This window comes from Streptomyces albipurpureus (genome assembly GCF_023701525.1).
Lineage (GTDB): Bacteria > Actinomycetota > Actinomycetes > Streptomycetales > Streptomycetaceae > Streptomyces > Streptomyces albipurpureus.
Genome location: NZ_JAMQAW010000006.1, coordinates 378,141 through 389,395, shown reverse-complemented (window position 1 = coordinate 389,395; position 11,255 = coordinate 378,141). Strand labels below are relative to the sequence as shown.

At 69.8% G+C, this 11,255-nt stretch carries 6 protein-coding genes and 1 pseudogene; 1 reads left to right on the top strand and 6 read right to left on the bottom strand.

Going from position 1 to position 11,255, the window contains the following annotated elements; all coding sequences use genetic code 11:
* Positions 1–1,930, top strand: a pseudogene (locus tag NBG84_RS06740) (SAV_2336 N-terminal domain-related protein); the annotation flags it as partial.
* A gap of 110 nt (positions 1,931–2,040) precedes the next feature.
* Here the strand turns inward: NBG84_RS06740 and NBG84_RS06735 are convergent.
* The 6 genes from NBG84_RS06735 to NBG84_RS06710 all read right to left on the bottom strand — a co-directional run bounded on the left by NBG84_RS06735 (position 2,041) and on the right by NBG84_RS06710 (position 11,178).
* A complete protein-coding gene (locus tag NBG84_RS06735) occupies positions 2,041–5,928 on the bottom strand; it encodes a multifunctional oxoglutarate decarboxylase/oxoglutarate dehydrogenase thiamine pyrophosphate-binding subunit/dihydrolipoyllysine-residue succinyltransferase subunit (protein WP_250918358.1) in 3,888 nt (1,295 codons plus the stop codon).
* 296 nt (positions 5,929–6,224) lie between these two features.
* A complete protein-coding gene (locus tag NBG84_RS06730; RefSeq protein WP_250918357.1) occupies positions 6,225–7,319 on the bottom strand; it encodes a HAMP domain-containing sensor histidine kinase in 1,095 nt (364 codons plus the stop codon).
* On the bottom strand, positions 7,316–8,053 hold the full coding sequence (locus NBG84_RS06725) for a response regulator transcription factor (protein ID WP_250918356.1): 738 nt from the start codon (positions 8,051–8,053) through the stop codon (positions 7,316–7,318). Before NBG84_RS06725 ends, NBG84_RS06730 begins: the two co-directional genes overlap by 4 nt.
* A gap of 91 nt (positions 8,054–8,144) precedes the next feature.
* Positions 8,145–8,855, bottom strand: a complete 711-nt coding sequence (locus NBG84_RS06720; RefSeq protein WP_250918355.1) for a spermidine synthase family protein — start codon at positions 8,853–8,855, stop codon at positions 8,145–8,147.
* A 371-nt stretch (positions 8,856–9,226) separates the two neighbouring features.
* Positions 9,227–9,859, bottom strand: a complete 633-nt coding sequence (locus NBG84_RS06715; RefSeq protein ID WP_250918354.1) for a hypothetical protein — start codon at positions 9,857–9,859, stop codon at positions 9,227–9,229.
* On the bottom strand, positions 9,856–11,178 hold the full coding sequence (locus NBG84_RS06710) for a hypothetical protein (protein WP_250918353.1): 1,323 nt from the start codon (positions 11,176–11,178) through the stop codon (positions 9,856–9,858). Before NBG84_RS06710 ends, NBG84_RS06715 begins: the two co-directional genes overlap by 4 nt.
* Between the last annotated feature and the right edge of the window lie 77 nt (positions 11,179–11,255).

The following is an 11,255-nucleotide window of genomic DNA, read 5'->3' as shown; positions in this document are numbered from 1 at the left end:
GCTCGCCCTCACCGCCGATGACGGACCCGCGCTCTGGGCATTCGCCCAGGTCTCCACCCAGGTACTGCGCAGGCTGGGAGCCCCGCCGGCGGTCGTGGTCCCCGGGGGACTCAGCAAGGAGGGACCGGCCGGTCTTGTCGCCAAGGCCCGGGCCTGTCTGACGCACTTCGGCGAGCACGGGACCGTACGCGACCTGGACACGGCGATCCGACTGTTCGGCTCCGCCACCCAGGAGGAGCGGCGCACCACCGAACGGGCGACCCTCTACGAAGAACTCGCCCAGGCCCAGCTGCGCCGCTGGTTGGTGCGCCCGCTGCCGGAGGACCTCGCCGAAGCACTCGACGCCGCACAGAACGCGATCGCGGACGGCCCACCGAGGGCGCATCTCACCCTCGCCCGGGTCCTGGAGACCATGGCGGGAGAAGTCACGGCGGGCCGGCTCGACGTCAAACTCGTACCGGAGTGGGTCTGGGTCCAGGCCCAGGCGGGCGAGCCGGCACAGGTCGCGCAGCGGGTGGCCGCCGTGCTGCTCTCCGCGGCCGATGGCAGCCTCGCCGAGTTGACCGTGCCGGGCACCCGCTACGACCGTTCCTTCGAGGAGATCGCGGTACCCGCCGCGACCACCCGGGTCCGGGTGCTGCGTCGACTCGCGGTACTGGGCGCCCCGCACGGACGGCCTCCAGCGGAAGACCCCCCGGCCGAGGCCAGTCCGCGGTGGCGCCCCGGGGCACCGGTCGCCCCGGCCTCACTCGCCGCCTCACGCGCGACCCCCGCGGCAGCCCCACCCGAGTGGTTCACCACGACGGTGCACAGCGCCATCGAAGTGGTGCAGCGGCTCCTTGACCGGGCCGCCGAAGCCGACGAGACCTTCCCCGATTCGAGCGCCGAGCGCCATCGGGACGAACGCCGGGAGTCAGCACTGCTGCTGCGCGGCGCCCTGCTGCTCGATCTCGCCCGCCACCATCGAGGGGAGGGTCCGGTGCCGCCCGCGGCGGTGGACACGGCGACCTCCCGTGAGTTCGCCGAGCAGGCGGGGGAGGACCTCCACACCGGCATCGACGGCATGGACTGGGACACCGTCGACCAGAGCGAGCTGTGCCGGGCCTGGTTGGACTACGCGGATGCCATCGAGTTCGGCTGGGACCGCCCCGACGACGATGCCAGACTCCGTATCCTCCAAGCCCTCGACCAGGCCAGGCGCAATGTCGGTACGCAGGAGAGGACGCTGGCCGGGATTCTGCTGCGGATGGCACGCCTGCTGGAACAGCGCTATCTCTCCACCGGCAGTTGGGCCCACCGGGACTCGGCCGTCGCGGCCTGGACCGAGGCGCTGCCGCTGCTGCCCCGGCACGAACCCGACCGGGCCCCCATCCTCACCTCGCTCGGGCGCCAGTTGACCGAGCGGGGCGTCGACAAGGACACCCGGGCCGACATCCACTCGGCGGTACGGGCCCTACGCGGCGCGATCGACGCGACCGGGGACGCCGACCCGGAACTCCCCCGCCGCAGGGCGCTGCTGGGGCAGGCGTACATCGAGCGGTTCCGAGCCGATGGGACGGTCGCCGACCTCCACGCGGCTGACTGGGCGCTGGGCGCCGCCGCCCGTACGGCCACCGATCCCGAACTGGCCGCGTACGCCTGGTGGTACCGCGCGCTGGGCTCGGCGCTACTCGCCCGGCGCACCGCGTCCCCCGTCCGGCTCCAGTCGGCGGTCGGCTACTGCCATCGCGCCCAGCGGGGACCGACCGGTCTGGTCCGGGCAGCCGTACTGGCGCAGTGGACCAGGGCGGGGCGGCTGGAGCGTACGGCGGGCGCGGGGCGGGCGCTGCAGGAGCATCGCGCGGTGCTGGAGCTCCTGACGGCGGCGGGGATCAAGACCGGGGTCAGCCTGCTACGGCGGGAGATCGTCCGGCTGGAGACCGGTGGCTGACGGCTGACCATACGGCGGCGCTCTGGCACGAGCGAGGGGCCCGTCCCGTGCGCCAGGCGCGGGACGGGCCCCTCGGCCGTCATCGAGAACCGGCAGGACCGGTTTCGGGATCAGGCGTCAAAGACCTCGTTCATCAACTGCTGCTGCTCCGCCTGGTGGCGCTTGGCCGAGCCCACCGCAGGGGACGAGCCATGCGGACGGGAGATCCGCCGCAGCCGCTCGCCGTGCGGAATGTCCGCGCCGACGGCCAGGTCGAGGTGGTCGATCAGGTTCAGCGCGATAAACGGCCACGCGCCCTGGTTCGCCGGCTCCTCCTGCGCCCACAGGTACTTCTCGGCGTTCGGGAACTTGGCGATCTCCGCCTGGAGCTCCGCACCCGGCAGCGGGTACAGGCGCTCCAGTCGGATGATCGCCGTGTCCGTGGTGCCGCGCTTGGTCCGCTCGGCGTCCAGGTCGTAGTAGACCTTGCCGGAGGTGAAGACGACCTTGCGCACGGCCGTCGGGTCCACCGACACATCGCCGATCACCGGACGGAAGCCGCCGGTCAGGAACTCCTCCATCTTGGACGCCGCGGCCTTCAGACGCAGCATCGACTTCGGGGTGAAGACGATCAGCGGCTTGTGGTGCGGGTTGTGCACCTGCCAGCGCAGCAGATGGAAGTAGTTCGACGGGAGCGTCGGCATCGCGACCGTCATGTTGTTCTGCGCGCACATCTGGAGGAACCGCTCCGGACGGGCGGAGCTGTGGTCAGGGCCCTGGCCCTCGTAGCCGTGCGGCAGCAGCAGGGTGACCCCGGAGGTCTGGCCCCACTTCTGCTCGGCCGACGAGATGAACTCGTCCACCACGGTCTGGGCGCCGTTGACGAAGTCGCCGAACTGCGCCTCCCACATCACCAGCGCGTCCGGGCGGGCCAGCGAGTAGCCGTACTCGAAGCCCATCGCCGCGTACTCGCTCAGCAGCGAGTCGTAGACGTTGTAGCGGGCCTGCTCATCGGTGAGGTAGAGCAGCGGGGTGTAGTCCTCGTTGGTCACCTGGTCCACCAGCACCGCGTGCCGCTGGCCGAAGGTGCCACGACGGGTGTCCTGGCCGGAGAGCCGGACCGGAGTGCCCTCCATCAGCAGTGAGCCGATGGCCAGCGTCTCGCCCATGCCCCAGTCGATCGTGCCGTCCTCCACCGAGGACGCCCGCCGCTGGAGCTGCGGCAGCAGCCGGGGGTGGACGGTGATGTTGTCGGGGATGTTGACCTGGGACTCGGCGATCCGCTTCACGACCTCCTGGGAGATCGCGGTGGTGACCGCCACCGGGAACTCGGCCTGCGCATCGGGAACGTGCGTCGGGGCCGGGTGGCTGGTGGCCTCGCGGACCTCCGCGAAGACCTTCTCCAACTGACCCTGGAAGTCCTGGAGCGCCTGCTCCGCCTCTTCCAGCGTGATGTCCCCGCGACCGATCAGCGACTCGGTGTAGAGCTTGCGCACCGAGCGCTTCTTGTCGATCAGGGCGACCATCTGCGGGTTGGTGAACTGCGGGTTGTCACCCTCGTTGTGACCGCGGCGGCGGTAGCAGATCAGGTCGATCACGACGTCCTTGTTGAACGTCTGGCGGAACTCGAAGGCGAGCCGCGCCACCCGGACACAGGCCTCCGGGTCGTCACCGTTCACATGGAAGATCGGCGCCTCGATCATGCGGGCCACATCGGTGGCGTACATCGACGAACGCGACGACTCGGGAGAGGCGGTGAAGCCGACCTGGTTGTTGATGACGACGTGGACCGTGCCACCGGTGCGGTAGCCGCGCAGCTGCGACATGTTCAGCGTCTCGGCGACCACGCCCTGTCCGGCGAAGGCCGCGTCACCGTGCAGGGCGACCGGCAGGACGGTGAAGTCCGTACCGCCCTTGTTGATGACGTCCTGCTTGGCGCGGGCGACACCCTCCAGGACCGGGTCGACCGCCTCCAGGTGGGAGGGGTTGGCGACCAGCGAGACCTTGATCTGCTCGCCGTCCAGACCGGTGAAGGTGCCCTCGGCGCCCAGGTGGTACTTCACATCGCCGGAGCCGTGCATGGACTTCGGGTCGAGGTTGCCCTCGAACTCGCGGAAGATCTGCGCGTACGACTTGCCGACGATGTTCGCCAGGACGTTCAGCCGGCCACGGTGGGCCATGCCGATGACGACCTCGTCGAGCCGGGACTCGGCCGCCGAGTCGATGACCGCGTCCAGCAGCGGGATGACGGACTCGCCGCCCTCCAGGGAGAACCGCTTCTGACCGACGTACTTGGTCTGGAGGAAGGTCTCGAACGCCTCAGCGGCATTGAGCCGGCGCAGGATGCGCAGCTGCTCCTCGCGCTCCGGCTTGGAGTGCGGACGCTCCACCCGGTCCTGGATCCACTTGCGCTGCTTCGGGTCCTGGATGTGCATGAACTCGATGCCGGTGGTGCGGCAGTACGAGTCGCGCAGCACACCGAGCACCTCGCGCAGCTTCAGCAGCGTCTTGCCGGCGAAGCCACCGACCGCGAACTCGCGCTCCAGGTCCCAGAGCGTGAGGCCGTGCTCGGTGATGTCCAGGTCGGGGTGCTTGCGCTGGCGGTACTCCAGCGGGTCGGTGTCGGCCATCACATGGCCGCGGACCCGGTAGGAGTGGATCAGCTCGAAGACCCGCGCGGCCTTGGTGACGTCGTCGTCGTGCGAGGCGTCGATGTCCTTGAGCCAGCGGACCGGCTCGTAGGGGATGCGCAGCGCCTCGAAGATGTCGTCGTAGAAGCCGTCCTCGCCGAGGAGGTAGTTGGCGACGACCCGCAGGAACTCGCCGGAGGCCGCGCCCTGGATCACCCGGTGGTCATAGGTGGAGGTCAGGGTCATGACCTTGGCGATGCCCAGCTTGTTCAGGGTGTCCTGGGAGGTGCCCTGGAACTCGGCGGGGTAGTCCATCGAGCCGACACCCATGATGACCGACTGGCCGGGCATCAGACGCGGCACGGAGTGGACGGTGCCGAGGCCACCGGGGTTGGTCAGCGAGACCGTGACGCCGGTGAAGTCGTCCATCGTCAGCTTGTTGCCGCGGGCGCGGCGGACGATGTCCTCGTACGCCTGCCAGAACTCGAAGAAGTTGAGCGTCTCCGCCTGCTTGATGGCGGCGACGACCAGCTGGCGGTCGCCGTTCGGCTTCACCAGGTCGATGGCGAGGCCGAAGTTGACGTGCTCCGGCTTGACCAGGGTGGGCTTGCCGTCCTTCACCGCGAAGGAGTAGTTCATCATCGGCATGGCCTTGAGGGCCCGGACCATCGCGTACCCGATGAGGTGGGTGAAGGAGACCTTCCCGCCCCGGGCGCGCTTGAGATGGTTGTTGATCACGATCCGGTTGTCGAAGAGCAGCTTCACCGGAACCGCGCGCACGGACGTGGCCGTGGGCACCTCCAGCGAGGCGTTCATGTTCTTCGCCACCGCGGCGGAGGGGCCGCGGAGGGTGACCAGCTCGGGACCGCCCTCGGCCGGCGCCGCAGGCGCTGCCTTGGGTGTGGCGGGCTTCGCCGGGGCCGCGGCAGCCGGGGGAGCCGCCGGGGCCGCCGCGGGCGCGGCCGGAGCCGGCTGCGGTGGCGGGGCCTGCTGGGCGATGGGAGCAGGGGCGGCCGGAGCCGTCGGGGACGCCGCTTGCGCGACCGGGCGACCCGGCTGCGCGGCGCCGTTGGCCGGCGCCACAGCGGTGGGTGCGGCCGGAGCGGGTGTCACCGGGGCCGCGGCGGGCTCAGCCGCGGCTTCCTGGGACTCACTCGCGGTCGCAGCCGTGTTCTCGGCGCCTGGCTTGTAGTCGGCGAAGAAATCCCACCAGGCACGATCGACCGAATTGGGGTCCTGGAGGTACTGCTGGTAGATCTCGTCGACAAGCCACTCATTGGCGCCGAACGCAGCGGCAGGATCAATTCCCTGCGCGCTTCGGTCGGTCGTGGGGGCACCGCCCGGCCGGAGGTCGGGGGAGCTGGAGTTACTGGGGGACTGAGACGACACGGCGGCAACCGCCCTCTTCCGCTTCACAAAGGTGGTGGACAGCGGGAATCAAGGCTACGCCCCCGGGGCCGGGAGGCGCAGGCTGGGCGGGGCATCGTCGCGCAAGTCACACCGAAAGGCGAGTTTCGGCGCTGAGAATGGCGGGAAACAAGCATGTTTTGCCCTCGGTGCGGCTATCGCTCCCCAACGAGCTAACCCTCGCGGGAGCGTCCCGCGATCTCCGAGATCGGGTTCTCGGTCTCTCGCCCTGGCGAATTCGCAGGCAAACAGCCGTTCCGTACCGGTTGAACCCTACGTCAACCCCGCGCTTGGGGAATCCCGGGCAGGGTGACCAGAATCCGGCATCCGCGCGCTGATTCGGCCACCCCTATCCGCCCGCCGTGGAGGTCGACCGCCCAGCGGGCGATGGCCAGGCCGAGGCCGGTGCCGCCATCGCTGCCCTTGCCGTGCGGGGAGGTCACTTTGCCCCGGTTGAATCGCTCAAAGACCCGATGTCGCTCTTGCTCGGGAATGCCGGGACCTTCGTCGACCACCTCCAGCTCCAGCGACTCCGGCTGAGCGCCCCGGCGGGCGCGTACCGTCACCCGGCCGTGCGGCGGTGAGTGCTTCACCGCGTTGTCGATCAGGTTGGCGACGACCTGATGCAGCCGCTCCGCGTCCGCGTGCGCGGTCAGCTCGGGCGGCCACACATCGAGATGCAGATGCACATCCGTACGGGTGTGATGCCCGGAGCCGGAGGCGAGGCCGCGTCGGGCCACGGTCAGATTGGCCTCCTTCAGCACCCCCGACAGATAGGGCCACACCTCGAACCGGCTCGCCCGCAGCGGGAGGACCCCGTTGTCGAGACGGGAGAGATCGAGCAGGGTCTCCACCAGCCGGCCGAGCCGCTCGGTCTGCTTGAGCGCGGTCCGCATGGTCTCCGGATCGGCCGCGGAGACCCCGTCGACCACGTTCTCCAGGACCGCCCGCAGGGCCGCGATCGGGGTGCGCAGCTCATGCGAGACATTGGCGACCAACTCCTTGCGGTGCCGGTCCACCGCCTCCAGGTCATCGGCCATGCGATTGATCGTGGACGCGAGGTCGCCGAGCTCGTCCCGGCGGTCGGCGCCACGCACCCGACGGGTGAAGTCGCCGTGCGATATCCCCTTCGCCACCGTGTTCATCTCATCCAGCGGCGCGGTCAGGCCATGCGCCACGAACTGGGTGATCAGCAGTGTCGCTATCACCGAGAACACGGTGATGAAGCGCAGCTCGGTCGAGGTGCGCAGCGCCACCAGCACCAGCCCGGTGGTGATGAAGACCGAGACGACGACCAGCATCCCCAACTTGGTCTTGATCGTGATGGAGACCGCCCGCCGCCCGGGCCGTCTCTGTCGGGCAGGCCGCCTCATGGGGCGGGCGTCTCCAGGGCGTAGCCGACACCGTGGACGGTACGGATGCGCTCGGCGCCGATCTTGCGGCGCAGCGCCTTGATATGGCTGTCCACGGTTCGGGTGCCGGAGGCGTCGGCCCAGTCCCAGACCTCCGCGAGCAACTGTTCGCGGGAGAGGACCGCGCGGGGGGTGTTCGCCAGGCAGACCAGGAGATCGAATTCGGTGGGCGTCAGGTGCACATCGTCGGTACGGACCCGTACCCGGCGCTGGGCGTGGTCGATCTCCAGCTCGCCAAGCCGCAGAATGCCGCTCCGGGGTGTGACCGCGGCCAGTGCGGCCCGCTCGACCCGGCGCAGCAGTACGTGCACCCGCGCGGCCAGTTCCCGCATGGAGAACGGCTTGGTCATGTAGTCGTCGGCCCCGACGCCGAGGCCCACGAGCATGTCCGTCTCGTCGTCGCGTGCGGTGAGCATCAGCACCGGCACCGGGCGCTGCGCCTGCACCCGACGGCAGACCTCCAGTCCGTCGAAGCCGGGCAGCATGACATCGAGCACCATCAGATCCGGCTGCCAGGCCTCGGCGGCATCGACGGCGGCGGGGCCGTCGACAGCTGTCTGGACGAGGAATCCCTCGGCTCGCAGTCGGGCGGCGATGGCGTCCACGATGGTCGAGTCGTCCTCGACCACCAGTACCCGGCGCTGGGCCCCGGGCGTGGCGCTTGCGCCGTTTTGGGTGGTCTGTGTCTGTTCCATCGCCCGCCCCTGTGAGCGCTCTCGCGAGTTTTACGCTCGTTGTAGATCCGGTGTGTAGCTCAGCAGCGTAAGGGCATCCACGCGGTCCGGGCTACGCAGGGTGAACGGCGAGATGAACGACGTCAGGCACTCCCCGGGCAACGTGGATCTCTTTGGTTCCTACCCCGTTGAATCCGGCATTCCGCAGGGCTTCCTCAAAGGCGGGGGAGGGTTGCGCGGACCATACGGCAAGGATGCCGCCGGGGCTCAGGGCGCGGGCGCACAGGGCCAGTCCCGCCGGTGTGTACAGGGCCTCGTTGTCGTCGGTGACGGTCCAGTCGGGGCCGTTGTCGATATCCAGACAGAGGGCGTCATAGCGGTCGTCTGTCTCCCGGAGGTGGCTCAGGAGATCGGTCCGCACGATCGTGCTGCGGGGGTCGGCGAGCGCGGCGGCGGAGATGGGGGCGAGCGGCCCGGACAGATGCCAGTCGACGATCGCTTCCTCCCGCTCGACGACGGCGATATGTCGCCACCTTGGGTCAGCTGCCGCATGGGCGAGCGAGAAGCCGACCCCGAGCCCTCCGATGAGGAGCGAAGGGGTGCGGCGACCGGTCAGGGCAAGGGTGTCGGCGGCGACATCGATCAGCAGCCGCTCGGAGCGGCCGTCCGATGTGTCCATCAGAAAGCAGCCATTGGCGATGATTTCGTGATGCTCGCCGCGCCGGCGCAGGACGACCTCTCCATGGGGGCCGTTTCTTCGGTCAACGGTCACTGCGGCGGGGGTGATGAGGGTGGTGGTGGATGCTTCCGGGCGTAGGGACATAGGCGACCTCCGGTCCGTCGGATGGTGGTCATGTTCGGGGGCGGTGGCACTCCGCACAAACGGTTTCATCCGTGGGGCGGGCGTATGGAGGTGAAGCCGGGCGCGAGTGGTGTGACCGGTTGGTACGGGAGTGCCAGGGGGCGCGGATGGGAAGTAGTGCGCCCTACTGGGGCAGGACCTCTTCGGACCGGCGCCCCGCGCGACTCCCCAGCCAGACTCCCGCGTACCGCCTCAGCGGCCTCTCGGGCACCCCTACGTCGGTCGTGGGCCAGGCCTTCGAGGGGAATGCGGCGGTTCGCCGCAGCTCCTGGCCCCGGTCAGGGACCCGCGCCGCCCCTCTCGTCCCCTGCCCTTCGCAGACACACCGCGGCTCACCGTCCTTCGCGGCGCACCCCTCGCCAGGCATGGAGCCCCACGCCCACCACGAACAGCGTCCCGGCCGTCACCCAGGCCCCGGGCTCGGGCCCCGGTTGCATCGGCCAGGCCCATGACGTGGCCGCTCCGGTGCGGGTGCGGGGCGCGGAGAGATAGACCGATCCCGTGTACAGGCACATCGGCAGCCAGCTGGCCCGAGCCCCGAGCGCCACCGCGGCCAGCGCGCTCCCCCCGGTGGCACCCAGCAGATTGCGCACCATGGCGGCGGCCCCGTACCGGTCCGGCTCCCCGGGCACGGCCAGCGCCAGCACCAGGCCGGCCAGCGCGGTGAGCCCAAGGAGATGCGCCAGCCGCCGCGGCCACCAGGGGCCCACCGAGAGCCGGTCCAGTTCATCGCTCGGAGTATGGAGACTGGTGCCCACGGCGGCCGATGCGAGCAACGGACCGAACACCACGACCGGCACCCGGGCGCCGTAGCCGTAGTGCGGATGCCCTACCAGCCAGTCGGCTGCCCAGGCGGCCAGGGCGGCGGTCAGCAGGAGAAAGGCGAATGCCGCAGGTAGGCCACGGGAGCGCCCGTACAGACGGAGCGTCTCAGTGGAGCGTCCACGGCAGTTGAGGGCGGTCATGGAACCGGCACCTCCGCCGGATCGCAGATATCGGTGGAGGTCGACGCCAGATAGTCGACGAGATAGCTGCGCTGTTCGGCGGGGGTCTTGGCGTCCAGTCGAGCCACATACCCCTTCGCCTCCGGCCAGGGCGCGCCCTGGCCGAAGATGACGGAGGGCGCCAGCCACTGGACTAGGCCCCTGGTGATCCAGCCCGCTCGAAGACGACTCGCACCATCACCATGTGTGCTCCAGCACTCTTGGAAGAGCTGTCCAACCGCCCAGTTCGCATACTCCTCCGGTTCCCTCAGCCGTCCTCGGAGGGAGTGAAACTCGGGCGACGGTAGCCGAGCGTCCTCGGCCTGCAATCTCCCTGGGTCGTCCACCCAACGCCTGGGCGCATGAGGAATGCCGCTCAGCCTGGCGTTCACCCCACTCAGGGCGTAGGACACCTGAGGCAGTAGCTGCTGATCCACGGCTGTGACACAGACCTGAGGCGTTCCGTCGTCGCAGATCAGCCGAGCCGCGTTCGGGTCGAGCCGCCAGGGCCTGTCGTCGCCGGTCAGCAGTGCGGCGGCCAGGCAGGCAACGATCAGCGGTATGAGCGCGATGGCCCGGCGGCGCGCCGCGTATGCGAGAAAGACGGCTGTGCCGAGACCGCCCGTCCATGCGATCGACGCGGGGGCGTACCACCAGAGCGGTGCATCCCAGCGCGGCGTGTACTGGTATGCCGGGTTGAGCCAGTGGGGCTCAGGGCCCACATAGGCCGGTACGACGAGACAGAGGAAGACCACTCCCGCGAGCACTGGCGCGAGCAAGCGCCAGGTCACCAATTGTCCGATCACATAGCCGACGACGCCGAGCGAGGCGAGCGCACAGGCATTGACGACGATCACCGAGAAGAAGGGGCTGCCCCACCCCGCATAGGGCGAGCACGCCAGCAGGGCCCCAACGGCCGCGACCAGATAGCCGACAGCTGGCCAGAGCGCGGACGGCGTCGCCGCGAGGAGTAGTTGCCGGATGGGGGTGCGTGCGCCGGAAGCGCGCAGCTCACCCATTCGGTTTCGGCGCTCTCGCCCACCGTGCCAGCAGCCAGCCGCGCTGCTCATCGGGCCGCCGATGAGCAACCCGAGGGGTTGCAGCACCTCGGAGACGCTTCTCCAACTGCTCTGCCAGCCGTCCAGATCGTCCGCCGTGACGACGAGTGTGGCTCCCATCGTCAGGGCGATGGCCAACGCGCTCCAGGGGCCTACGCCACGCCGCAACTCGCTGATGAGCGGGTTGACGCCATGAGGGTGACGGGCGGGAGAAGGGTGGTCGGGGCTATCTGATGGACGCACGGGCGGCCCTCCCCGCAAGGGTTGCCTCCATCAACGCGGCCCATTGGGGGAGCGGGCCGCGGGCTGGCGCGGAAGAA